This is a genomic window from Nocardia sp. XZ_19_385, assembly GCF_015355755.1.
Taxonomy (GTDB): domain Bacteria; phylum Actinomycetota; class Actinomycetes; order Mycobacteriales; family Mycobacteriaceae; genus Nocardia.
In genome coordinates this window covers 1,814,125-1,835,906 of the sequence record NZ_JACVEE010000002.1, presented here as the reverse complement: position 1 = coordinate 1,835,906, position 21,782 = coordinate 1,814,125, and the positions used below count along the sequence as shown (strand labels likewise).

General features: G+C 66.9%; 23 protein-coding genes and 2 tRNA genes. 15 read left to right on the top strand and 10 right to left on the bottom strand.

Annotation, left to right across the window (positions count from 1 at the left end; genetic code table 11):
• Positions 1–218 precede the first annotated feature (218 nt).
• Positions 219–1,202 carry a LuxR C-terminal-related transcriptional regulator gene (locus IBX22_RS21395; protein WP_194817278.1) on the bottom strand — a complete coding sequence of 328 codons (984 nt, stop codon included), beginning with the start codon at positions 1,200–1,202 and terminating at the stop codon, positions 219–221.
• 62 nt (positions 1,203–1,264) lie between these two features.
• Entirely contained in the window at positions 1,265–2,089 is an 825-nt protein-coding gene (locus IBX22_RS21390) for a M23 family metallopeptidase (RefSeq protein ID WP_194817277.1), read from the bottom strand.
• A 278-nt stretch (positions 2,090–2,367) separates the two neighbouring features.
• Between IBX22_RS21390 and IBX22_RS21385 the strand changes: the two genes are divergently transcribed.
• Positions 2,368–3,396 (top strand): nitronate monooxygenase family protein, encoded by a 1,029-nt coding sequence (locus tag IBX22_RS21385; RefSeq protein ID WP_194817844.1) that lies wholly within the window; start codon positions 2,368–2,370, stop codon positions 3,394–3,396.
• Positions 3,397–3,480: 84 nt separating this feature from the next.
• On the top strand, positions 3,481–3,873 hold the full coding sequence (locus tag IBX22_RS21380; protein WP_194817276.1) for an SCO5389 family protein: 393 nt from the start codon (positions 3,481–3,483) through the stop codon (positions 3,871–3,873).
• A gap of 412 nt (positions 3,874–4,285) precedes the next feature.
• Here IBX22_RS21380 and IBX22_RS21375 read toward each other — a convergent pair whose 3' ends face one another.
• The 3 genes from IBX22_RS21375 to IBX22_RS21365 form a co-directional block, all read right to left on the bottom strand.
• Positions 4,286–5,923, bottom strand: coding sequence for a long-chain fatty acid--CoA ligase (locus IBX22_RS21375; protein ID WP_194817275.1), 1,638 nt, complete (start codon positions 5,921–5,923; stop codon positions 4,286–4,288).
• Between the two features lie 129 nt (positions 5,924–6,052).
• Positions 6,053–7,174 carry a cation diffusion facilitator family transporter gene (locus IBX22_RS21370; RefSeq protein WP_194817274.1) on the bottom strand — a complete coding sequence of 374 codons (1,122 nt, stop codon included), beginning with the start codon at positions 7,172–7,174 and terminating at the stop codon, positions 6,053–6,055.
• A gap of 77 nt (positions 7,175–7,251) precedes the next feature.
• Positions 7,252–7,638 carry a metalloregulator ArsR/SmtB family transcription factor gene (locus IBX22_RS21365; protein ID WP_194817273.1) on the bottom strand — a complete coding sequence of 129 codons (387 nt, stop codon included), beginning with the start codon at positions 7,636–7,638 and terminating at the stop codon, positions 7,252–7,254.
• Positions 7,639–7,775: 137 nt separating this feature from the next.
• Here IBX22_RS21365 and IBX22_RS21360 point away from each other — a divergent pair, with 137 nt between their 5' ends.
• Both IBX22_RS21360 and IBX22_RS21355 read left to right on the top strand, forming a co-directional pair.
• Complete coding sequence (locus IBX22_RS21360; RefSeq protein ID WP_194817272.1) at positions 7,776–8,918, top strand: acyl-CoA dehydrogenase family protein; 1,143 nt, start codon at positions 7,776–7,778, stop codon at positions 8,916–8,918.
• Positions 8,919–9,005: 87 nt separating this feature from the next.
• Positions 9,006–9,194 carry a hypothetical protein gene (locus IBX22_RS21355; protein ID WP_194817271.1) on the top strand — a complete coding sequence of 63 codons (189 nt, stop codon included), beginning with the start codon at positions 9,006–9,008 and terminating at the stop codon, positions 9,192–9,194.
• Positions 9,195–9,199: 5 nt separating this feature from the next.
• Here the strand turns inward: IBX22_RS21355 and IBX22_RS21350 are convergent, their stop codons facing one another.
• A complete protein-coding gene (locus IBX22_RS21350) occupies positions 9,200–10,360 on the bottom strand; it encodes a hypothetical protein (RefSeq protein WP_194817270.1) in 1,161 nt (386 codons plus the stop codon).
• Positions 10,361–10,479: 119 nt separating this feature from the next.
• Here IBX22_RS21350 and IBX22_RS21345 point away from each other — a divergent pair, with 119 nt between their 5' ends.
• The 4 genes from IBX22_RS21345 to IBX22_RS21330 all read left to right on the top strand — a co-directional run bounded on the left by IBX22_RS21345 (position 10,480) and on the right by IBX22_RS21330 (position 12,216).
• On the top strand, positions 10,480–10,827 hold the full coding sequence (locus IBX22_RS21345; protein ID WP_194817269.1) for a hypothetical protein: 348 nt from the start codon (positions 10,480–10,482) through the stop codon (positions 10,825–10,827).
• Between the two features lie 72 nt (positions 10,828–10,899).
• Positions 10,900–11,379, top strand: coding sequence for a MarR family winged helix-turn-helix transcriptional regulator (locus IBX22_RS21340; RefSeq protein ID WP_228538912.1), 480 nt, complete (start codon positions 10,900–10,902; stop codon positions 11,377–11,379).
• A gap of 87 nt (positions 11,380–11,466) precedes the next feature.
• Positions 11,467–11,787 (top strand): multidrug efflux SMR transporter, encoded by a 321-nt coding sequence (locus IBX22_RS21335; RefSeq protein WP_194817268.1) that lies wholly within the window; start codon positions 11,467–11,469, stop codon positions 11,785–11,787.
• Positions 11,788–11,817: 30 nt separating this feature from the next.
• Positions 11,818–12,216 carry a multidrug efflux SMR transporter gene (locus tag IBX22_RS21330; protein ID WP_194817267.1) on the top strand — a complete coding sequence of 133 codons (399 nt, stop codon included), beginning with the start codon at positions 11,818–11,820 and terminating at the stop codon, positions 12,214–12,216.
• 64 nt (positions 12,217–12,280) lie between these two features.
• Here the strand turns inward: IBX22_RS21330 and IBX22_RS21325 are convergent, their stop codons facing one another.
• Both IBX22_RS21325 and IBX22_RS21320 read right to left on the bottom strand, forming a co-directional pair.
• Entirely contained in the window at positions 12,281–12,757 is a 477-nt protein-coding gene (locus tag IBX22_RS21325) for a DUF1772 domain-containing protein (protein ID WP_194817266.1), read from the bottom strand.
• Positions 12,758–12,792: 35 nt separating this feature from the next.
• Entirely contained in the window at positions 12,793–13,434 is a 642-nt protein-coding gene (locus IBX22_RS21320) for a hemerythrin domain-containing protein (RefSeq protein WP_194817265.1), read from the bottom strand.
• A gap of 110 nt (positions 13,435–13,544) precedes the next feature.
• Here IBX22_RS21320 and IBX22_RS21315 point away from each other — a divergent pair, with 110 nt between their 5' ends.
• The 5 genes from IBX22_RS21315 to IBX22_RS21295 all read left to right on the top strand — a co-directional run bounded on the left by IBX22_RS21315 (position 13,545) and on the right by IBX22_RS21295 (position 20,127).
• Positions 13,545–16,883, top strand: a complete 3,339-nt coding sequence (locus IBX22_RS21315) for a BTAD domain-containing putative transcriptional regulator (protein ID WP_194817264.1) — start codon at positions 13,545–13,547, stop codon at positions 16,881–16,883.
• A gap of 256 nt (positions 16,884–17,139) precedes the next feature.
• On the top strand, positions 17,140–18,057 hold the full coding sequence (locus IBX22_RS21310; protein ID WP_194817263.1) for an NADP-dependent oxidoreductase: 918 nt from the start codon (positions 17,140–17,142) through the stop codon (positions 18,055–18,057).
• Between the two features lie 51 nt (positions 18,058–18,108).
• On the top strand, positions 18,109–18,534 hold the full coding sequence (locus IBX22_RS21305; protein WP_194817262.1) for a DUF4267 domain-containing protein: 426 nt from the start codon (positions 18,109–18,111) through the stop codon (positions 18,532–18,534).
• A 206-nt stretch (positions 18,535–18,740) separates the two neighbouring features.
• Entirely contained in the window at positions 18,741–19,397 is a 657-nt protein-coding gene (locus IBX22_RS21300; RefSeq protein WP_194817261.1) for a type IV toxin-antitoxin system AbiEi family antitoxin, read from the top strand.
• Positions 19,378–20,127, top strand: coding sequence for a nucleotidyl transferase AbiEii/AbiGii toxin family protein (locus IBX22_RS21295; RefSeq protein WP_194817260.1), 750 nt, complete (start codon positions 19,378–19,380; stop codon positions 20,125–20,127). Before IBX22_RS21300 ends, IBX22_RS21295 begins: the two co-directional genes overlap by 20 nt.
• 120 nt (positions 20,128–20,247) lie before the next feature.
• Here IBX22_RS21295 and IBX22_RS21290 read toward each other — a convergent pair.
• Positions 20,248–20,318 (bottom strand) — tRNA-Arg (locus IBX22_RS21290).
• 103 nt (positions 20,319–20,421) lie between these two features.
• Positions 20,422–20,494 (bottom strand) — tRNA-Gly (locus IBX22_RS21285).
• A 244-nt stretch (positions 20,495–20,738) separates the two neighbouring features.
• Between IBX22_RS21285 and IBX22_RS21280 the strand changes: the two genes are divergently transcribed.
• On the top strand, positions 20,739–21,080 hold the full coding sequence (locus IBX22_RS21280; RefSeq protein ID WP_194817259.1) for a hypothetical protein: 342 nt from the start codon (positions 20,739–20,741) through the stop codon (positions 21,078–21,080).
• A gap of 12 nt (positions 21,081–21,092) precedes the next feature.
• Positions 21,093–21,551: a hypothetical protein gene (locus IBX22_RS21275; protein ID WP_194817258.1), complete on the top strand. Its 459-nt coding sequence runs from the start codon at positions 21,093–21,095 to the stop codon at positions 21,549–21,551.
• Positions 21,552–21,782: the final 231 nt, after the last annotated feature.

The following is a 21,782-nucleotide window of genomic DNA, read 5'->3' as shown; positions in this document are numbered from 1 at the left end:
TCTCGCGTCTAGCGCGGCCGCACGGCCGTTCATCTCATCGGCCGCTCGGCCTTGTCTGTTCAGCCCCACCCCGGAGATCGTCGTCCTGGGCCAGCGCGGTCCGGGCAATCATATCGGGCTCCCCGAACCACAAAAGGCGACCGGAAATGATCGCAGTCGCCTTCCGGCACATCGGTAGCTCGAGGCGGGATGTTGCAGATGTGCGGCCGTGAGACTTCTCATAGCCAGCCGCGCCGGGTGGCCTGCACCCCGGCTTGGAATCGGGTGCTCGCGCCCAGGCGCTCCAGCAGCCGGGCGGTGCGGCGCACCACGGTGCGGCGGGACATGCCGAGCCGGCGGGCGATGGTGTCGTCGGTGGCGCCCAGGCCCATCAGGGTCAGGATCGCCTTGTCGCGTTCGTCGAGTTCCTCGGCGGAGGGATTCACCGAGATCGGCGCGGCCAGCGACCACAGCACATCGAAGGTCTTGATCATCAAGCGCAGCGCGGGCGAACCGGAGACTCTGATCCCCATCGGGTCCGGTCTGCGTTCGTCGGCGTGCAGGACCAGGATGCCGCGTTCGTCGTCGACCACGATCATCTTGAACGGCGGCTCCGGCAGCGTGCGGGCCTGCGCGCCACTGGCATTGGTGGCCAGTGCGTGACGTAGTCGTTCCGCGTCCTGGTAGATGGTGTCCTGGTACAGCGTCTGGTAGCGGATGCCCTCGCCGAGGCGGGCCCGCTTCAGCTGGAACTGGCGCTGCTCGCGCTCGGAATCGCTGAGGTACGGGCCGCGTTCGATGAGCTTCACCGAAGTGCGTGCGGCGGACTGGATTTCCTCGAAATCGGCCAGCATCTCGACCCGCTCGAAGACCGGCACGATGGCGCCGTTGGTGCGCGGGGAGCGCCGCACCGAACGGAACGTCTCACTGAGTCGCGCTGCGGCGGCGTGCATCTGGCTGATCTCGTGCTGGCGGCGGCGCGCCTCGGATTCGGACAGCGATTCCGGGGCATGGGCATCCCAGATGGGTGCGCCGTCGCCGTTGGAAAGCTGTACCGCCGCTTGGAGTTCGCACAGCACCTTCAGCGAGGCGGCCGCGGATTCCTCCGAAACATCCAGATAGCGCGCGATATCGGCCAGTCCGGAGCGCGGATGATGCACCAGCACGGCGTAGGTACGCCCGTGTGGAGATCCCGGTTCGAAGATATCGCCCAGCTCGGTCACGACAGGAGCCTAACCAGCGTTCTGCTGCTCTGTAGGTGAGATGTCAAGCTGGGCAACGAAGATCAGTGCTTGGACGGGCCCCACTGCATCGGGACGCCCTTGGCGGCCAGATACGGCAGGGGATCGATTTTCGCGCCACCCTGGTCCCAGATCTCCAGGTGCAGGTGCGGGCCGCTGGAGTTGCCGCGGTTGCCGACGGAGGCGATCACATCGCCCGCCTTCACCCGCTGGCCTTCTTGCACGAACATGTCGTTGACGTGGCCGTAAACGGCGGTGGTGCCGTCGTCCTGCAGCACCCGGACCCAGAGGCCGAAGCCCGAAGCCGGGCCCGCCTCGATGACGGTGCCGTTGCTGACGGAGTGGATCGGGGCGCCGAGGTGGTCGGCGAAATCGACGCCGTAGTGCATGGTGCCCCAGCGGGCGCCATATCCGGAGCTGATCTGGCCGGCCACCGGGCGCACCGCGGTCGCTGGGGCGACCTGCTGGGTCACACCCTTGAGGACCTCCTCGACCTGGGCCAGCGGGCCCGCGATCTCCGGCGGCAGGTTCTGGATGCCGAACGGCTGCGCGACCGGGGCGGCGACCTGAGCCGCGACCGGAGTCGCCTCGGGCGCGACGTCGGCGACCGGGGTCGCGAACTTGGCCTGAGTGGAGGAGATTTCGCCGGCGCCCTTGAACGTGATGGGCTCGGCGGCCTTTTCGTCGGTGTCGTGGTGCGGCGAGAGCGGCGCGGCCAGGGCCGGCGCGACCTGCGTCGCGGTGCCGACCAGAGCGCCCGCGGCGACCGCGAAGGTGGCGACGCGCTTGACGCGATCGGTGGAGGGCGACTCGGCGCGATGCCGCGTCCGGCGCTCCGATACCGAAACTTCGTTGCCCAGAAGGCTCATGACGGTGATGGAACTGGGGCCAACCCGGTGCTGCGACAAAGCTTCGTCCTAGCGTCCGACCTACAGGGAAACGGAGTACCGTTACGACCGGTTTGCACCGATCTGCGCGGTTCCGAAATTTGTAACGTTTCGGCTTCCGTTGTGACGGGAACTCTACCCCGTCGTGACCATTCCGCAACCTTCTCTTATGTTTACGCAGGTCGCGGGCAGGGAAGGGTCCCGAACTTCGTAACTTTCGGCTGTTATCCGTGACCTTGACAAGTGCCAGACTGGGTCTCGTGATCCTCGACGAGTTGCAGACGCCGATCGTGCTCGCGCCGATGGCGGGTGGACCTTCTACGCCGGAGCTGACCGCGGCCGTGTCCGAGGCCGGTGGGCTCGGGCTGCTGGCCGCCGGGTATCTCAGCGTCGAGGAGACAGCGGCGCGGATCGAGAAGACGCGGGCGCTGACCGGTAAGCCGTTCGGCGTGAATCTGTTCGCGCCAGGTGCGCCGACGCCGCCTGGCGAGTTCTCCGACTATGTGGATGCGTTGGCGGCCGAGTACGAAGTCGGTGCGCCGAAGTACGACAGCGACGCCTGGGACGCCAAGATCGATCTGCTTGTCGCGGCGCCGGTTTCCGTCGTCACATGCACGTTCGGTTGTTTCAGCGCCGCGGAGGTTTCGCGGCTGCACGCGGCCGGCTCGGAAGTCTGGGTGACGGTCACCTCGGTGGCCGAGGCGTTGACTGCCGCCGAAGTCGGCGCGGATGTACTTGTCGCGCAAGGGGCCGAGGCCGGCGGGCACCGCGCCACCTTCGTCGACCGGGTCGCCGATGACGTCACCGATCCGCTCGGGCTGCTGTCGCTGCTCCAGTTGCTCACCGCCGCTGTCGATCTGCCGCTGGTGGCGACCGGCGGTATCACAACCGGCGCCGGTCTCGCGGGCGTTCTGGCCGCCGGGGCGCGGGCCGCGCAATTGGGCACCGTCTTCCTGCGCTGCCCGGAAGCCGGTACCAATTCGATACATAAGGGCGCACTGGGTTCGGCGACCCCGACCATGCTCACCCGAGCATTCACCGGGCGTCGAGCCCGCGGCATACGCAACCGATTCCTGTTGGACCACACCGACGCTCCCGCCGCGTACCCTGAGATCCATTATGCGACCGCACCATTGCGAGCCGCCGCCCGCGGCGCCGGGAACTCCGAAGAGGTGAACCTCTGGGCCGGGCAGACCCACTCGCTGGCGCCCGAGTTACCGGTCGGCGAACTGGTCGCGAAACTGACCACTGAAGCGAAAATTGCTCTGACCAAGGCACTTTCGCGCTGAATCCAGGGTTGTTGACAACGACTTTCGAATAGACTTCAGGGGCATCGCAACCGCCATCCACCCCACCCCCGGAGGAGAGCGCCCATGTCCCTCGATGTCCCCACCGCCTTGCTCGAACGCGCCGAACGCGGCGAGATCGACGACGCCGACTTCGTCGAATGCGTCCGGACCTCACTCCCCTACGCCTACGAGGTAGTCAGTCGCGTGGCCGCCGACCTGCATTCCGGCACAGCGGAATACGCCGACAACCTCATCCCCCCACCGGACGAGGTAGCCCGCGGCCAGCTGCTGCGCGCCATGGCCTCGGATGCCATCCGCGGCGGCCTGGAACGCCACTTCAACATCAAACTGGCCTTCCAGAACTGCCACCGCGTAGCCGCTTTCCCCCTCGCGGCAGTAGGCGGCGACACCTACAGCACCTTCATCAGCACCCGAGCCCAGCTCCTCAACCAGAGCCCGGAACTCCGTAACTGCTGATACCGCAACAGCACACGGCCCGCCCAGCGTCACCCGCCGGGCGGGCCGTGTTCTGGGCCGCGGCCTTGCGCCGATCAGCGATAAAGCACTCTGAAATGCCCACACTTCGGATAGTGTGCGCGGGTATGACCAGGTCACATCTAGTACGCCTCGGCTTTGCGAGTGCAACCCTTACCGCAGCGATCGTTTTGGTGGGGGCGGCTCCGGCGGCTGCCGATACCGGCTCTGCCGCGAGCGGATCCGCGGCTGGATCCTCCCAGGCTTTCAGCCAGCTTTACCCACGTCTTGCCTGCCTGATCAATCCGCAGTCCAGCAATTGGGGCGGCGCCCCGTTCTGTAGCTGGCCGGGCGTCTGACCGCACTGAACCTGTCGGCCCGCCCGCCATCAGCGGCCAGGCGGGCCGAATTCGGCTCAGGACAGCTTGGTGACCTGTAGTTCGCCGTCGGCGTACTGGGCGCGCAGGCGCTTCTTGTCGAACTTGCCGACGCTGGTTTTCGGGACCTCGGCGATGAAGGTCCAGCGTTCGGGGAGTTGCCATTTGGCGAACTTGTCGGCGAGGAAGTCGCGCAGTTCCTCCGGCTTGGCGTCGGCGCCTTCCTTGAGAACGATGGCGACCAGCGGGCGCTCGTCCCACTTCTCGTCCGGGACGCCGATGACGGCGGATTCGGCGACCGCCGGGTGGCCCATGACCGCGTTCTCCAGGTCGACCGAGGAGATCCACTCGCCGCCGGACTTGATGACGTCCTTGGAGCGGTCCACCAGGGTGAGGTAGCCGTTCGGGGTGATCTTGCCGACGTCGCCGGTACGCAGCCAGCCGTCGTCGAACTTGTCCGGGTCGACCATCGCCCCGTCCGGGGAGTAGTAGGAGCCGGTGATCCAGGGGCCGCGAACCTCCACCTCGCCCAGGGCTTCTCCGTCGTTCGGGACGACGCTGCCGTCGTCGCCGACCAGGCGGGCCTGGACGTTGGCGGGGAACCGGCCCTGGGTGTAGCGGTAAGCCCACTCCTCCGCACCGGTGACGCCGACCGGCGGATGCGCGACCGAGCCGAGCGGGGACGTCTCGGTCATGCCCCAGGCATGCAGCACCTTCACGCCGTGTTTCTCCTCGAAGGCATGCATCATCGCCGGCGGCACGGCCGAGCCGCCGACCACGACGGTGCGCAGGTGGGCGATGTCCTGCGGGGCCGCCGCGAGCTGGGCCAGGACGCCACCCCAGATGGTCGGGACCGCGGCGGCGAAGGTGGGCTGCTCGGCGGCCATCATCTCCAGCAGCGGTCCGGGCTGCAGGAAACGGTCGGGCATAAGGACATTCGCGCCCGACATCAGCGCCGCGTAGGGCAGGCCCCAGGCGTTGGCGTGGAACATCGGGACGATCGCGAGCACATTGTCGGCGCCGCTGAAGCCCATGCTGCTGGGCTGGCAGACCTGCATCGCGTGCAGCCAGTTCGAGCGGTGCGAGTACACGACGCCCTTCGGGTCACCGGTGGTGCCCGAGGTGTAACACATGGCGGCGGCGGAACGCTCGTCGATCACCGGGAAGTCGAAGGAATCCGACTGTGCGGCAAGCCGTTCGGTGTAGGAGTGCACCTGCACGCCTTCGGGCGCCGGCAGCGCGGCAGCATCGCCGTTGGCGACGATGACGTGGCGGACGGTCTTCAGATTCGGCAGGTACTGGGCGAACATCGGCAGCAGGGTGCCGTCCACGATGACGACCTGATCCTCGGCATGGTTGGCCACATAGACCAGCTGCTCCGGGAACAGCCGGATGTTGAGCGCGTGCAGGACCGCACCCATCGCAGGCACACCGATGTAGGCGACCAGGTGCTCGTTGTTGTTCCACATGAAGGTGCCGACCCGGTCACCCTCGCCGATCCCCATGCCGCGCAACGCATTCGCCAACCGTGCGGCGTCGGCCCCCACTTCGCGGTACGTCATGGTGCGCACGCCGGTCCCGGTCCAGGTCGACACCGTGCTGTCGCCTTGGAAGGTGGACGCGTACTTCAGCAGCGTCGCCAGCGACAGCTGTTCGTCCTGCATGGTGCTCAACATCGGGGTACTCCTCTTTTCCTGCCTGTGGCGATAGAGAGCCACATCACATCCGCGGATGCTACCCAAAGGTAGTCAAGCCGGAATCCCGGCGGCCCAGAATCTGAAACTGGGGAGCATCAAATTCCGCGTTCAGCCCGAATGCGCAGGGTAGGCATGCACCAGAGCGGTCTCCAGCTTCGCGACGGCGTGGGTCAGCGTGTGCTCGGCTTCGTGCGCCACGCGGTGCGCGTCGGCCAGCGTGATGGTCGGCACCACATCCACCTCCACATCGGCGTGCAGGCGGTGCCCGATCCAGCGCATCCGCACGCTGCGCACACTCTGCACACCCGGCTCGGCGGCGAGCGCGCGCTCGGCGGACGCCACCAGCGCCGGGTCGACGCCATCCATCAGGCGGCGGAAGACATCACGGGCGGCAGTGCGCAGGACAGCGAGGATCGCGAGGGTGATCAGCAGACCGACGACGGGGTCGGCGAGCGGGAAACCCAGCGCGACACCGCCCGCGCTCAACAGCACTGCCAGCGAGGTGAATCCGTCGGTTCGCGCGTGCAATCCGTCAGCGACCAGCGCGGCCGAGCCGATGCGGCGTCCCACCCGAATGCGGTACAGCGCAACGGTTTCGTTGCCGAGAAAGCCGATCAGCCCGGCGGCGGCGACCCAACCGAGATGCTGGATCGGGGCGGGCTCGATCAGCCTGCGAACTGCTTCATAGCCCGCGACCAGCGCGGACAGCGCGATCATCGCGACGACGAAGAGCCCGGCGAGATCCTCCGCGCGGCCGAAACCATAGGTATAGCGACGGGTGGCCGCCTTGCGGCCCAGAGCGAACGCGATCCACAGCGGGACAGCGGTCAACGCGTCGGAGAAGTTGTGAATTGTGTCCGCCGCCAAGGCAACCGAGCCGGACACCGCGACGACCAGCACTTGCAGTACGGCCGTGATCCCGAGCACGACCAGGCTGATCTTCACGGCACGAATGCCGATCGCGCTGGACTCCAGTGCGTCATCCACACTGTCAGCGGCGTCGTGGCTGTGCGGCGCGAAGATCTCGCGCAGCAGTCCACGCAGGCCAGTGGGGTGCGTGTGGCCGTGACCAGGGTCGTGGGCGTCGCCATGGGCAGGGGCGTGGCCGTGCGGGCGGCCGTGGCCGTGATGTTGGCCGTGCCCACGGCCGTGGTCGTGGGCACGGTCGTGAGCGTGGGCGTGCGGGTCTCGATCGCCGCCAGGTGAATGCTCCTGACCGAGCGGATGCACTCCGTGGCGCGAATGCTCATGACTATGCGTCTGGGCGGTTCCCGAAAGCCCTTGTGCGGGACTCTTTCTCGTGTGACTCACTCCGCGACCGCCTGATCTCGCGCCGGCAGTTCCCGAACGGCGTCGGTGCGGTGGTGCGGCGGAATCCCCGGCCCCGCGTGCTCCGCGTTGTGCACAGCGTCTACCACCAACTGGCGCACGTGCTCGTTCTCCAAGCTGTAGTAGATCGTCGTCCCGGCCCGCCGAGTTCGGACCAGCCGCGCCATCCGCAGCTTCGCCAGATGCTGCGACACCGACGGCGCGGGCTTCCCGACCTGTCCGGCCAGATCGTTCACCGCCAGTTCCCGATCCACCAGCGCCCACAGCACCTGCACCCGTGTGGGATCCGCCAGCATCCGGAACACCTCGACGACAAGTCCCACCTGATCCTCATCAAGCGGTCCTTGCTGCCTATCTGCATTCATACGCAGATAATAAGGGTTCCCGCTTCTGCGCGCGAGCACTTCGTTTGCCAATGCCGCAACCTGCGCAAACGCCAGGACCGCGAGCAAGAAGGAGCAGTCCCGTCCGCGCCGGTTGGGCGGGCGGGTAGAACAGGGGCATGCCAGTTGATCGGATGCTGCCCACCCCCGAGGCCCGCGACCTCATCGAGCTCACCCGCGATATCGCCGACAAGGTGCTGGAACCGCGGGTGGTCGAATGCGAGAAGACCGGGACCTTCCCCGACGGGGTGTTTCCCGCGCTCGGCGCGGCCGGGTTGCTGAGCCTTCCGTACCCGGAGGAATTCGGCGGCGGCGATCAGCCCTACGAGGTGTACCTGCAGGTCCTCGAGGAACTGGCGAGCCGCTGGGCTGCCGTGGCGGTTGCGGTGAGTGTGCACAGCCTCTCCTGCCACCCACTGTTCACCTTCGGCACCGACGAGCAGAAGCAGCAGTGGTTGCACGGCATGCTCTCGGGCGAAACCGTCGGCGCCTACAGCCTTTCCGAGCCGCACGCCGGTTCCGACGCCGCCGCGCTGCGCTGTCGCGCCACGAAAACCGAGGGCGGATACCGCATCACCGGCTCCAAGGCCTGGATCACCAACGGCGGCCGCGCCGACTTCTACACCCTGTTCGCCCGCACCGGCGAAGGCTCCCGCGGCATCTCCTGCTTCCTCGTGCCCAAGGACACCGCGGGCCTGAGCTTCGGCAAGCCCGAGGAGAAGATGGGCCTGCGCGGCATCCCCACCACCACCGCCGCCTACGACGACGCCCTGCTCCCCGCCGAACGCCTCATCGGCGATGAGGGCCAGGGCCTTTCGATCGCCTTCAGCGCCCTGGACTCCGGCCGCCTCGGGATCGCCGCCGTCGCAACAGGTCTCGCCCAGCGCGCGCTCGACGACGCCGTCGCCTACGCCAAGGAACGAGAAGCCTTCGGCCGCCACATCATCGACCACCAGGGCCTCGGCTTCGTCCTCGCCGACATGGCCGCGGCCGTAGATTCGGCCCGCGCAACATATTTGGACGCCGCCCGCCGCCGCGACGCGGGGCTGCCCTATTCCCGGCAGGCGAGCGTGGCGAAACTGATCGCCACCGACGCCGCCATGAAGGTCACCACCGACGCCGTCCAGGTCTTCGGCGGCTACGGCTATACCCAGGACTTCCCCGTCGAGCGCTACATGCGCGAAGCCAAGGTCATGCAGATCTTCGAGGGCACCAACCAAATCCAGCGCCTGGTCATCGCTCGCGGCCTCGCCGGAAAGTAATTCGCGTGGACACCCCGCCCCGCGAGACCTATTGTCCTGGACTGGAACAGCGCGCATCGGGCGCGCAGCTAGGCACGGGGGAATCACGTGGTACAGATCGGTATCTGGCTTGCCATTTTGGGCTTCGGCTCGCTCATCCTGGAACAGATGAACATGGAGTTCATCATTCTTTCGTGGGCCGATGACATGCAGCCCGTCTTCGGGATCGGCCTCGGTGTGATCGGCGTCCTGGTCGCCCTGGCGGGCGGCGTCATGTCGGCACAAAAGAGGACCTGACCAACTCAGCCCACGGTCGGCAGCTCCCAGATCCGGATCTCCTCGATCAGGAAGCTGGAGCTGGCGCCCGGCTCCAATAGCCAGGACCAACCGACTACGCCCACCGTCCCACTGGTCAGCTGCGATTCCGGATCCAAATGCCGCAGCCGGTGGCCGTTTACGCTGATCACCAGATCGACCCCGTCGGGCGCGGAGCGGCAGGACGCACCGATCCGGGTCTCGCGTTTCAAATCCAGTCCGGGCAAGCTGTCCCGTCCGGCGAGCACAGCCACTCTCGCCTCCACGGGTTGCCCCATCGCGATGCTCCAGTGCCCAGTGATACCCACCGCGAAGAAGTAGCGGCGAGCGAGATCCCCTTGTTCGGCCCGGCACCACAGCGCGACTCCCCCGAATCCCGCCTCCATCCGCACCACGGCTTCCATACACGAATTCGTCAACGACGGAATGGGAGCGCTGGCGTGGACTTCTTGAATGCCGGATGTGGCCGTCAAACGGTATGCGCCGGAGTCGTATTCGAGCTTGCCACCATGTTGCGGCCAGCCGGTATTCGGGTCGGTGAAGCTGTCTTCCAAGACCAGCTTTCCGCCCAGCTCGGCGCAGAGCGACGGAGCCGATTCCGTTGCGGCGCTGCCGAGTTCGGGCTCGTCCTCGTCGGCCACCTGCCAGACAAGCAGGGCCGCCACCAACGCCAGCACCGTAGCGGCCGTGAGCCACACCGGCCAGCGCCCGCGCCGCGGCGGAGTTCGCGCACTGTCGCGGACCGAATCCGGCTCAGCCACACCGGACGTCGTAACCCCCGCGGATTCGTCCGCCGCATCATCGAGGGTGTCGCCCGGATCGCCGTTGTCGCCCAGGGCATCTCGTACCTGGATGTATCGCAGCCGCCAGACCTGTAGATCACGCCCATCGGCCGGCGGCTCGGCTCCGGCGCGGTCGATGAGCCGCAGGCAGGTATCAATGAAGATCTCGTAGGTCTCCCACCGCGGCATCGTCGAGTTGTCCGGGTTGATGACGTTGCCGATGGTGGCCTTGCTGATGCCGCCCCGCGCGCCCGGCCCCCGGGCGGATTCCCGCGCCAGCGTCTTGAGGGAATCGACCTGTGTGGTCCAACGAAGTTCGCGCAGTTGCGTTTTGAGAATGCGCAATTCGTCCAGCGGATCGGCCATGCGAACCTCCCTGGTCGCATTGTGACCAATCCCGTCCAAAGTTGTCCAGATTATCTCGTAACCATCGCTGACCACGTGATTCTGGAGCCGCATCACACCCGAGACGACGGAGTTCGACCATGAATACGATCCGTGCCCGCCTGGGCATCGCTACCGCCACGCTCGCGGTAGCCGGCGCCCTGACACCACTCGCGGCCCCCGCACAGGCAGCCCCGAACTGCCCTTGGCCGTTCGTCTGCCTCTACGACTTCGCCGGCGTGAAGAAGGGCGCCTTCCAGGACATCACCGCCGGCTACCAGCCGGTGAATTTCGCCGGGGGCACCGGCCACAACGCCCGCCGCGACGACGTCGTCTACCTGCTCGACAGAAACGGCACCGTGGGCTGCATCGAACCGGGCAAGACCGCCAGCCTCCCGACCCCCATCAAAGGCCTGCGTATCTCCCGCGAGGCACGCTGCTTTCAGTGAGTGATTCCAGCCGAGGGGTGGTCCGCGGCGCCGGCATTGGCGTCGGCGTCGCGGATCTGTTACGGTACATGCATGCACATGCAATCAACTGAGCCGAAGCGGCCGGAGCTGAGCGACGTCAGCACCGCCTGGTCGAAGGTTGCCGGGCTGGCCTCCGCCGTGGACGCGAACCTCGATCGGTGGCTTGCCGATACCTATCGCGTCGGGCTGACAGAGTTTCGTGCGCTGAGTTTCGTGAGCCAGACCTCCGAAAAGGAGCTGCGCGTCAACGATCTCGCGCAGAGCGTCGGCCTGAATCAGAGTTCGACGACGCGCTTGGTGAGCCGCCTGGAGTCGAAGGGGTATGTGCGCCGAGATCTCTGCGCGGACGATAAGCGCGGCGTCTATGCGGTCATCACCGAGGAAGGCGAGGCACTGGTCCGCAGCGCGCGATCCCCGTACGAGGATCGCATCACCGAACTCCTGACCGAGGCCACAGCACACTTCCCGGGCACCGAAACCAGGCAGCTCGGGTCGGCCTTGCGCGAGATTGCGGCGCTCCTCACTTCCTGAATCACACGCTGTCACAGCATCTTTCCTTGCCGTCCATATATCTGCATGTACATGCATTAATATCTCCACCATCGAAAGGAACACGTCATGAGCTGGCTCTACCTGGGTATCGCGGTCATCTTCGAGGTCGCCGTCGGCATCGCGGCAGGCAAGGCGCAGGGCTTCACGAACCTGCGGTGGACGATCGGCACGCTCGTCAGCGGCGCGATCGCCACCTTCTTCCTCAGCCTCGCCCTACTGACCTTCGACGTCGGTGTCGGATACGCACTGTGGACCGCACTGGCCGGAGTCGCGATCGTCGTCATCGGCGCACTGTTCCTCTCCCAGCGCCTGACCTGGAAAAAGCTTCTGGGCATCGCCATCGTCATCGTCGGCGTCGTCGGACTCAACCTCGCCGGAACCGTGTAGCACCCCCGTCACTTCGAAAGGACACCTCTCATGACCACCGCAACGCACCTCCCCGCACCCGAAGCAGTCGAACACAAGACCGCCCCCTGGCTGGCACTACTGGCCGCCGGCGGCTTCGAGATCGGCTACGCCCTCAGCGTGAACGGCAGCGAAGGCTTCACCAACCCCCTCTGGTCGACCGTCGCCATCGTCTTCTTCCTCTTCACCCTGTTCTTCCTCAGCGTCGCCTTGAAGAAGATCGACGTCGGGATCGGATACGCCGTATGGGCGGGTATCGGCGCGGTCGGCGCCGCGCTCCTCGGCCCGGTCTTCTTCGACGAAACCCTGACTCTGGCAAAGGCATTCTGGCTCGCGGTCATCATCGGCGGAGTCATCTGGCTCAAACTCGCCGACAGCGCCGAGCTCACCCCTGACACCGCTCCCGCATGAGGGCGACGTAAGACCAAGCACCGCCACGTGATTCACCACGCGGCGGTGCTTTTCTTCGAAACAATCAGAACAGGATCAGCGCGGCGCACAGTCCGGCGATGGCAATGAACTGCAGGGGGACGCGGTACTTCAGAATGCTTTCCCATTTGTCCTGCAGCGCACGGGCATTGGCCGGAATGATGCCGCTCTGTGCGGCGGCGGTCTGCTGGGAATTGATCGGCTTGGCGATGCGGGCGTAGAGGGCGAGCCAGGTGAGCAGCGACGCGACCGTGATCCCTGCCGCGACAGCAGCGCCGATCTGCCCAGCCACCAATGCGATCAGCAGCGTGAGCACTGCGGTGACCACACCGCCCGCCCCGAAAATCGGCATGCGTTTATCCGCGTAGTAGTGACCCCATCCCGCGCTGATGGTCACGGTCGCATCATCGAGCTTGCGGTTCACGGAGCGGGTGACAACTGCCGCGCAGACATCGGTGCCGTAGACGACGGCATTGGCGAGAATGGCTACGGCGGCGATGATTTGGCCGGTGATGATGAGCATTTTCGGCTTCCCTTCCTAAGATTTCGTGTTCTACGTCAGGCCGCGCGGATGCGGCGGATACGGCGGGCGTAGCGGGGGCGACCGATCACGTGCCAGAGGGCGCGTACCGGTGTCGGGAGGCCACCGAGGAGCGCGGCGCGTTCCGCCCGGTCGGCTTCCTCCAGGACGAGGCCGAAGAGCGTGAACAGGGTGCGCTTGGGAGTGTTGGCCACCAGGTGGTCGCCCAGGGCAGCCCATTCCTTTTCGGTGAGGTACTCGGCCGCGAGGGGAAGAAGAGTGGCCTCTTCGTCGTCGAGATGTTCGAGCAGGACCGCCCGGTGCTCGACGAGGACCGCTACGGCGGTGTCGCGTTCGTCGGCTCCGGCCGTGGTCTCCCAGACCGGAACCGCAGCGTCCAGCCTGGTCAGCGTGGCTTCGATGCGCTCGTGCTGGGCTTGCATGCGCAGGACGATGTCGGCCTGCAGATCGACCCGGGCCAGCAGCGGTGGCCACAGCAGCTCGTCCTCGCCCTCGTGGTGGTTCTGCAGTCCCAGCCGGTAGTCGCGGAAGTGATCGGCGATCACCTCGGCACGCGCGGTGTTACCGAGGGGGGCCGCTGCGACGAGCTCGATCAGCAGCCGTGACTCGCGGCGGAAGGCGCGGTGGACGACCTCCATGTCCTGGGTGTTGACGCTCATCTGTTGCTGCCCTTCATCTCTCGTCTGTTCGATGTGTACGAGCCTGCTCCCGGGGGTTTGGAAGGCACTTGGAGCCGACTTGGAAACCTCGTGCGTACGATGTGCAAGTCATGGTCTTGATCCGGGTTTTGGGCTCGTTCGCGGCGGAGGCGAGCGGCGAATCCCTTCCCCTCGGCGGACCGCGGCAGCGTGGTGTGCTGGCTTTGCTGGTGGCCGCGCGCGGGCAGGTCGTATCGGTCGACCGGATGGTCGAGGACCTGTGGCGCGGCGAACCGCCGGCCCGCGCGCTGGCGTCGTTGCAGGCGTATGTGTCCAATCTGCGCCGTCTCCTGGAACCCGCCCGCCCGCCGCGGACCCCGCCCCGCCTGCTGGTGAGCGCTTCACCCGGCTACGCATTGCGGTTGCCGCAGGAGGCGGTGGACGCATGGCGCTTCGAGCAACTACTCGACGAGGCCCGCACGCTCACCGATCCCCGTGCCGCTCGCGTCCGGCTGGACGAGGCGCTGGCGCTGTGGCGGGGACCTGCGTTCGCCGAGATCGCCGACGAACCGTGGGTCGCCGCCGAGACCGTCCGGCTCAACGAAATGCGCCTGGTCGCCCGCGAATTGCACATCGCGGCGGGACTGCGGCTCAGCCACCCCGCGGCGGTGGTGCCCGAGACGGAAATCCTTACGCACGACAATCCGCTGCGCGAGGAGGGCTGGCGCCTGCACGCCCTCGCGTTGTGGAGCAGCGGCCGCCAAGCCGACGCCCTGGCCGCGCTCCGTCGCGCCCGCGCCCTCTTCGCCGATGAGCTGGGCCTCGACCCCGGCCCGGACCTGGTCGAATTGGAAGAGGCGATTCTCGCCCAGCGCACGGATTTCCTGCGCGCGGCGGTCCCACCGGTGCCGTCTCGACCATGGACGACCCCCGACAGCGGGCCGGACGCGGTCACGCAGGCGGTGTCGCAGAATCTCGTCAACGCTTCCGGCACAGAGACTTTCGAATCCCTGCCGTCGGTGCTGGATGACAGGCCGATACCCGCAACGTTCGTGGGTCGGCAGGGTGAGTTCGAGGCGCTGCTGGCGGCCGCTGGGGAGGCTGTCACGGATGGGGCGCGTGTCGCGCTGGTCACCGGCGAGGCCGGGCTCGGCAAGTCGACGTTGCTGGAGCATCTCGGTGCGCGGCTCGAGCGGGACGGGTGGCTCGTGGCCGCCGGGCGCTGTCCCGACGTGGACAGTGCCCCGCCCGCGTGGGCGTGGGTCGAGGCGCTGCGGAAATTGGCCGTGACCGTTCCTCCCGGGGAGTTCGCCGATGACCTGACACCACTGCTCTCCGACTCCGCGCCGGTGAACGGTGACGCGGCGGCCGGGCGGTTCCGGCTGCGGCAGGCTGTGTGGAATTGGCTCTCGGCGGCAGCGGCCGACCGTCCGGTCGTCGTCGTCCTGGACGACCTGCACTGGGCTGACGCCGCCACGCTGGAACTGCTTGGCGGCGGCGTCGACACGCGCGCCCCGATCTTGGTCATCGCGGCATACCGCGCGGACGAAAGCGAGCGCCTCACCGAAACACTCGGGTCCCTCGCCCGCACCGCGCCGCTGCGCCTAGACCTGCCCGGACTCGATCGCGACACCGTCGCGGAGCTCGTCCGCGCCGAGTGCGAGGCCGACGACGCGACAGTGGCCGGGATCGCCGAGCGCACCGGCGGCAACCCGTTCTATGTGCGGGAGAGCGCGCGGCTGCTCAACGGCGAGGGCGCGCTGATCGCGCTCTCGCAGGTCCCCGAGGGCGTACGGGACGTGCTGCGGCGCCGGTTCGCAAGGCTGCCCGAGAGCGGCGTGTCCGTCCTGCGATTGGCGGCTGTGGCCGGGCGGGAAAGCTCGGTGGAGGTGCTCGTGCAGGCCGCCGACACCGACGAGGACGGCGTGCTGGACGCGCTGGACGCGGGCGTCATCGCCGGACTGCTCGACGAGCCCGGACCCGGGCGCGTGCGGTTCGTGCACGCGCTGGTCAGGGACACGCTGATCACCGATGTCAGCCGACTGCGAATCACCAGGATGCACGCCCGGATCGCCGCGGCCCTGGAGGGCTCCGGCGACGTCGCGGCCCTGGCCCATCACTATGCGCGCGCGCGGTCACCGAAGGCCGTCGGTTATTGCGTGCGGGCCGCCGAGCTGGCCGAGGCGCGCTATGCCCACGACGTGGCGGCCGCGCTCCTCACCGACGCCGTCACCCACTCCAGCGACCCGGACGAGCGCGTCGGCCTGCTCGGCAGGCTGCTGCGCGCGCAGGTCCGGGCCGGGGCCTTCGCCGCGGCCAGGGACACGCGCCAGCAGGCCGTGGAGTACGCCGAATCGATTGGGCGCGACGACCTTATGATCGCCGCGTTCACTGCTTGGACCGAGCCGACGCCGTGGCAGTCCCGCACCTACGGCACGGTCGACCGTCCCATCATCGACCGCCTCAGCCGTTTGCTCGAGCGGACCGGCCTCGCCGCCGACGTGCGGTCCCAGCTTCTAGTCGCGTACGCCCACGAGCTGGTGGGCGAGGGCGATCCGACTGTGATGGCGGCCGCGCGGGAAGCGCTCGATCTCGCCCCCACGCCCCATTTGCGGGCCGCGGCGCTGCTGGTGCTCGCGCGCGAGTCCGGGCGGGCGGAGTACTCCCGCGAGCTGGTGCAGATCGGCGTCGAGCACGACCTGCCGGTCTACCGCGTGACCGGCCTGATCGATCAGGCCGCGAACGCCGCCGCGGCCAACGACCCGACGACCATGCGCCGCCTGACCGAAGAAGCACTCGACCTCGCCCGCGCGTACCGGATGCCGGAGGCGATCGGCGCCGCCGAGATCGCGCTGGCGTCGCTGGTGCTCATCGAGGGCCGGTTCGCCGAGGCCGAGCACCTTTACGCCGAGGCCACCGAACGCATGGGACGCGCCGGATCGGTGCACGCCACGGGCTTCCTCCGCCTCGCGCTGGCGGTGGCCTGGCTCAACGACGGCACGCTCGGCGACCACCTGGACGACGTGCGATCGCTGCACGAGGCGCTCGGCCCGATGGTCGCGGACGTGCTCGCCCTCGCACTGCACGCCGCCGGGCGCGGCGATGAGGCCCGCACGTCACCGTCCCCGATCCGGCCCGACTTCTTCTTCACCTTCATGACGAGCCTGCGGGCGATGGCGGTTGTCGCCTCGAGCGACCGCGATGCTGCCGAGCAGATCTACGCGGATCTGCTGCCCCACCGAGACGGTCCGCCGGCGGGCGCGGCGAGCCTGTCGCTGGCCGTGCGCCCGGTGGCGCACACACTCGGCGAGCTCGCTCTCCTTCTGGGCCGCGACGACGAAGCCGCCGCCCACTTCGCCCGGGCGGCCGTCATCGCCGACCAGTGGAATGCGCCCCACTGGTCCGCCGAGGCCCGAGCACACGCCGATCGTGTTCTCGGCGTCCATGTTTCGGCCCCGCCGCAACGCTGATAGCAAGAGCGGCGTAGCGGTGCTGCGGCCCGCGTCGTCGGGCCGTTAGCGCATCGAGCGCTCCGCATCCCGCGCCCGCTGCGCAGATTTGCCGCGAGCCATTGATCGAAAAGCTATGCGTAACAGGCGATTTCAGCACGCCGCATGGCCGCGGTCCGCTGCGCTGCGTCGAGTGTTCCAAGTCGGCTCCAAGTGTCTTCCAAAACCCCGGGAGCAGTCTCGAACACATCGAACACCAGCAACGAAGGAGCAAGACATGAGCACCCACACCTTCCAGGCCGCAGTCGTCCGCACACCGAGCGGGCCCAACTCGATCGAAATCATCGACGTCCCCACCACCGAGCCCGGCCCCGGCGAGGTCCGGGTCGCGGTCGCGGCAGCGCCGGTCAACCCCACCGACCTCGGAGTCGTGGGCGGCTTCTTCCACCAAATGGGCATGATCAACCAGCCCGAGCACACCGGCCTGGGCTGGGACTTCGCCGGCACCGTGCTCGCCACCGGCCCCGGCGTGGACCTGGCCGTCGGGACCCGGGTCGCCGGTGTCGTCCTCGGTTTCGACCGCGACTTCGGCACCTACGCCGAACAACTCGTCGTGCCCGCCGCCGATCTAGCCGTAGTCCCCGACGAGCTCGACCTGGTCGCGGCATCGACGGTGCCGCTCAGCGGCTTGGCCGCGGCGCAGATCGTCGACCTGCTCGGCGACGCCCCCGCCGCCGGCGCCCGGTTGCTGGTCACCGGCGCGGCCGGTGCGATCGGGGCCAACGTCGCCGCACTCGCCGCCGACCGCGGCTGGCAGGTGACCGGTCTGGCCCGAGCCGGGGACGAGCAGTTCGTCCGCGGCCTCGGCGCGCACTTCGTCACCGAGGCCGAGCCCGGCTGGGACGCGGTCGTCGACACCACCTCGCAGCAGGCCTGGGGCCTGACCCCGGTCTGCGACGGCGGAACCTTCGTCGGCGTCCGGCCCAACATCGTGCCCGCGGCCGAGCGAGGGATCACGGTGAACGTCCTGATGGTGCAGTCGGACGGTCCTCAATTGGGGCAGCTGCTGACCCGCGCCGCCTCCGGCCGACTGTCGACTCGAGTGCATGCCGTCATGCCATTGGCCCAAGCCGCTGATGCCCACCGCGCCATGGCCAAGGGCGGAACGCGCGGTCGCTACGTGCTCCAGCCCTGACCGACTCTGCCCATCCGATATCGCTCACAAAGACTCACAAGGAGAAGAACAATGTCCCTGAAGAACGTCAACACCGCCCTGACCGCCACCTTCATCCTCTTCATGCTCTGGTTCGGCGGGCAATACATCCTGAGCCCGGAAATAATGGCCCCGGGCTTCGGCCTACCGAGCTGGCCCTCCGGCGACGGCGACGGCTTCCTGATCATCAAGGGAACCCGCGACGTCGTCATGGCCCTAGTCCTCACCATCCTGCTGGCGACAGGCCACCGCCGAGCCCTGGGCTGGGTGCTGCTGGTGGAAGCCCTCGCCGCCTACGGCGACATGACAAACGTGCTGTCCCACAACGGCTCCGCCGCCACCGCCCTCGGCGTCCACGGCCTGACCGCAACACTGATGGTCACCAACGGCCTACTCATGCTGCGCGAGACCCGCAAGACCGCGGCCGCTCCGGCCCTGCCCGCCCCACAGCCTGCCTGACCTGGTGCAGGTGCCGATGGGTGATGATTCATATACCGATCTTCAGGCACTTTCTTGCCAATGATCGTTATATGAATCATTTCGGTTTACTCACCTCCGAGCATGGTGCAGCCGGTCAATGCCGCTCAGCGACTCCCATCCATCCGGTACTATGCAAATAGTTGGGTTATAGCCAACTACTTGCATACCTTCGAGAGGTGGCGCTGATGGCTGAACGTCGCGGCACCGGCCTGCCCAGTGAACTCTGGCGGGCGCCGCTTCAAACCCTGCGGCCGCAGGACTTGGCCGGCATCTACGCCCAACCGCGGCCCGAGGTCGCGCGGCTCGTCGATCGGGGCGTGCTGCACCGCGTTGCTCATGGCTACTACATCGTCGTCCCGCCGGACTATGTCGGCCGGACCTGGCTGCCCCAACTCGAGGCGGCCGCCGCAGGTATTGCTTCATCGATTTACGGGCCGGATCACGCCATTGTCATGGGAATCAGTGCGGCCCGCGTACTGGGAGCCATACCTCGTGCACTGGCGACCGCGGTTGTCGCGGTTCCGAGCCAGCACCGGCCGATCGCGCTGACCGACCGTGCGGCACAAGTCCGGTTCGTCCGCCGCGATACTGAAGCGCTTGACGCGGAGCGTGTCGAAACGCCGCTAGGCCAGGTGCTGGTCACGACGCCGGAGCAGACCGTGCTAGATCTTGCCCGGCGCCCGGAACTAGGCAACGCCGAAATGGAGGTTCGTCCGGCGATCGAGACGCTCTACCGTCGTAGTGATCTGGCGAGACTTACACAGCTTGCAACAGACCAGCGACGGGGTGCAGCGCTACGACGTGCGGAAAGTTGGGTGGGACATGAGCATCGACGAACATGACAGTGCCGCAGTTCAATTCGGAGTTGCCTCAGAGCAGATCGAGCGCGACCATCTAATCTCCCATTTGCTGGCCGCAATCAGCCGCGGGTTCGGCGACCGACTCACATTCATCGGTGGAACTGCTCTCGCCCGTACACATCTGACGAGCGGCAGGCTCAGTGAAGACATCGATCTGGTCGCGCTGGACAACCGGTCGACCCTGGCAGCCGAACTCGACGCCGCTTTGCCGCGCTCGGCCGCGCGAAGCTACGGCCGACTGGAATGGGCACCGTCATTGACCGATGTCCCGGATACCGGCTCCGCCCACCTCCGCTCCGCATCCGGCGTGTCCGTCAAGATCCAACTGCTGTCAGCACGTGGCAGACCGGCGTGGCCAACCGAACTCCGCGACCTCCACCAGCGATACAGCGACGTGCCACCGGCCGAACTTCGCGTACCCACATTGCCGGCTTTCGTTGCAGGGAAAACCGCAACATGGCACGACCGCCGCGCATCACGCGACCTGTGGGATCTCTGGGCGCTGAACGATATCGGCGCGATCGACGGCGCCGCGGGAACGTTGTACCAGAGGTACGGCCCAACCAACCGCCTCCCCACCCCACAACTGTTCGATCGCGCACCGCACGAGGACGACTGGAACGCACAATTGGCCGGACAGACCCGACTGACGATAGGCGCCGATAGCGCGCTGTCCCTGGTTCGAGACGCCTGGGCACGTATTGCGGAGTGACCGGCAGGACTGACGAGGTCTTCTTGTTAGCTGCTCAGTCATCGAAACCGATTCGCCCTGACACGTACCTGCGAACCACACATCTCATCTGACCTGGGTAATGCGATTACCGTCCTGTGCCCTCGGCAGGATTCGAACCTGCGACACCCGCTTTAGGAGAGCGATCTTGAACCATTTTGCCTGGTAAGGACATTATGGGGAGCGTTGGCGGCGATGGCGTGAACTGGGAAAACGAGGTTGGTTGCGTGGTGCGTGATGGCCCTGAATGAGGCTACTGCGCACCGAAGGTGGCGGCCATGGAGGCAGGAATCGAACCTGCGACCTCCTCTTTGGTCAAGAGGCGCTCTACCAACTGTGCTACTCCATAGCCACGGCGACTCTACCAAGTGAAACCCACTATCCGACAACCACTTTCCCCGCTTCCTCATACTGGCCATCCTGTGCTGAGGGATGGCTAGTCAAGGGGGCCGTGGCCATCGCGTAGCGACGCGTAGCGCCCTCTACTCGCCCGCAGTGAAGTCAGATACTCGGGCCATGGGAGGAAGCCGGGCTGACGCCGCAACCAGACCGGGCGGTACTGTTGAATCCTGTTCGTTGATAGGGGATCCCGCATGGCCGCGCCGAAAACTCATCCGGTCGTTGAGTGGTGGTTGAAGGGATCGGACGGCTGGTGGGACGTTCCCATCATGCTGCTGTTCGTGATTGGCGGAGGCTTCGCTGGGTTCGGCGCGTTCGAAGCCTGGAATCAAGGGCATTGGCCGCTGTTCGTGCTGCTCGCACTTGCTGCGACCGCCTGCTTGGTGGCCGCCGGTCCGCAGTTGCTCGGGGAACTACTCGTCTACCTGGTGGTCGCACTCGCGGTGCTGACCGCGCCTCTGCTCCTGTTCCCGAGGACGCGGGTCTGGTATCAGCGGGTGTGGGGCGGCGTGAACAAGGAGCTGTCGACGAAGTAGCGCGCCACCGAGATGCCCGCAGCGGGAGAGGATTTCGCTGCGGGCATCGTCGTGTCCCTGGCGACCGTCGACGTTGACAGCTCGCTTTCCATGGCACATGGTTGGACTCCTGCGGTGCAGCGAGTCGGTGCCTTTGGGGAGGTTCTAGTTTTGATGGATTGGATTGCTTGGCGTTCGACCGACTTGGCCGGGGGGCCGGTGGACGAGATCTTCGCATCCCTCTGGGCTCGATTTCCTGGGCTGAGCATGAGACGTCTGTGGTTTTCGAATCCAAATGATGACGACAATGTTTGGCGGATTCTGCGCGAAGACACAGGGCTAGACGTGCAGGTCGATACGTGTCCTGACGGCGCCCCGCCATTCCTCCTTGAATCAGATTATTCACAACGACACGTTAATTCGGCGGACGAGGCGGTCGAAATATTAGTGGAATGGTTCGACACGATGACGGGAACGCCGTGGCATATGTGACCACAGCCGGTTGACCGTCGCCGTTGACGGTCCGGCTGTCCGGCGTCGTTGCCGGTGGCCGGCATGACGGGGGTCAGCCGACGCGTAGCGCCCTGGATTCCCACCGCGGCTGTGATAGCCCTTGGTTCGACAGACCGAACCGCGCAATGAGGGACCAAGCCGCGGCTGACCCGATGCGCTGATCGTGTGCGACGGCACACTTCCCCGGTCGTTGAAAGAAGCGGCCAGACA

What these genes read in the sequence shown, in the direction of transcription:
- IBX22_RS21295 (WP_194817260.1), top strand. Translation starts at nt 19,378, where the DNA reads ATGAGCATCGACGAACATGACAGTGCCGCAGTTCAATTCGGAGTTGCC.
- IBX22_RS21275 (WP_194817258.1), top strand. Translation starts at nt 21,093, where the DNA reads ATGCCCGCAGCGGGAGAGGATTTCGCTGCGGGCATCGTCGTGTCCCTG.
- IBX22_RS21365 (WP_194817273.1), bottom strand. Translation starts at nt 7,638, where the DNA reads ATGAATGCAGATAGGCAGCAAGGACCGCTTGATGAGGATCAGGTGGGA.
- IBX22_RS21280 (WP_194817259.1), top strand. Translation starts at nt 20,739, where the DNA reads ATGGCCGCGCCGAAAACTCATCCGGTCGTTGAGTGGTGGTTGAAGGGA.
- IBX22_RS21390 (WP_194817277.1), bottom strand. Translation starts at nt 2,089, where the DNA reads ATGAGCCTTCTGGGCAACGAAGTTTCGGTATCGGAGCGCCGGACGCGG.
- IBX22_RS21375 (WP_194817275.1), bottom strand. Translation starts at nt 5,923, where the DNA reads ATGTTGAGCACCATGCAGGACGAACAGCTGTCGCTGGCGACGCTGCTG.
- IBX22_RS21350 (WP_194817270.1), bottom strand. Translation starts at nt 10,360, where the DNA reads ATGGCCGATCCGCTGGACGAATTGCGCATTCTCAAAACGCAACTGCGC.
- IBX22_RS21320 (WP_194817265.1), bottom strand. Translation starts at nt 13,434, where the DNA reads ATGAGCGTCAACACCCAGGACATGGAGGTCGTCCACCGCGCCTTCCGC.
- IBX22_RS21330 (WP_194817267.1), top strand. Translation starts at nt 11,818, where the DNA reads ATGACCACCGCAACGCACCTCCCCGCACCCGAAGCAGTCGAACACAAG.
- IBX22_RS21345 (WP_194817269.1), top strand. Translation starts at nt 10,480, where the DNA reads ATGAATACGATCCGTGCCCGCCTGGGCATCGCTACCGCCACGCTCGCG.
- IBX22_RS21360 (WP_194817272.1), top strand. Translation starts at nt 7,776, where the DNA reads ATGCCAGTTGATCGGATGCTGCCCACCCCCGAGGCCCGCGACCTCATC.
- IBX22_RS21305 (WP_194817262.1), top strand. Translation starts at nt 18,109, where the DNA reads ATGTCCCTGAAGAACGTCAACACCGCCCTGACCGCCACCTTCATCCTC.
- IBX22_RS21300 (WP_194817261.1), top strand. Translation starts at nt 18,741, where the DNA reads ATGGCTGAACGTCGCGGCACCGGCCTGCCCAGTGAACTCTGGCGGGCG.
- IBX22_RS21315 (WP_194817264.1), top strand. Translation starts at nt 13,545, where the DNA reads ATGGTCTTGATCCGGGTTTTGGGCTCGTTCGCGGCGGAGGCGAGCGGC.
- IBX22_RS21335 (WP_194817268.1), top strand. Translation starts at nt 11,467, where the DNA reads ATGAGCTGGCTCTACCTGGGTATCGCGGTCATCTTCGAGGTCGCCGTC.
- IBX22_RS21325 (WP_194817266.1), bottom strand. Translation starts at nt 12,757, where the DNA reads ATGCTCATCATCACCGGCCAAATCATCGCCGCCGTAGCCATTCTCGCC.
- IBX22_RS21340 (WP_228538912.1), top strand. Translation starts at nt 10,900, where the DNA reads ATGCACATGCAATCAACTGAGCCGAAGCGGCCGGAGCTGAGCGACGTC.
- IBX22_RS21380 (WP_194817276.1), top strand. Translation starts at nt 3,481, where the DNA reads ATGTCCCTCGATGTCCCCACCGCCTTGCTCGAACGCGCCGAACGCGGC.
- IBX22_RS21310 (WP_194817263.1), top strand. Translation starts at nt 17,140, where the DNA reads ATGAGCACCCACACCTTCCAGGCCGCAGTCGTCCGCACACCGAGCGGG.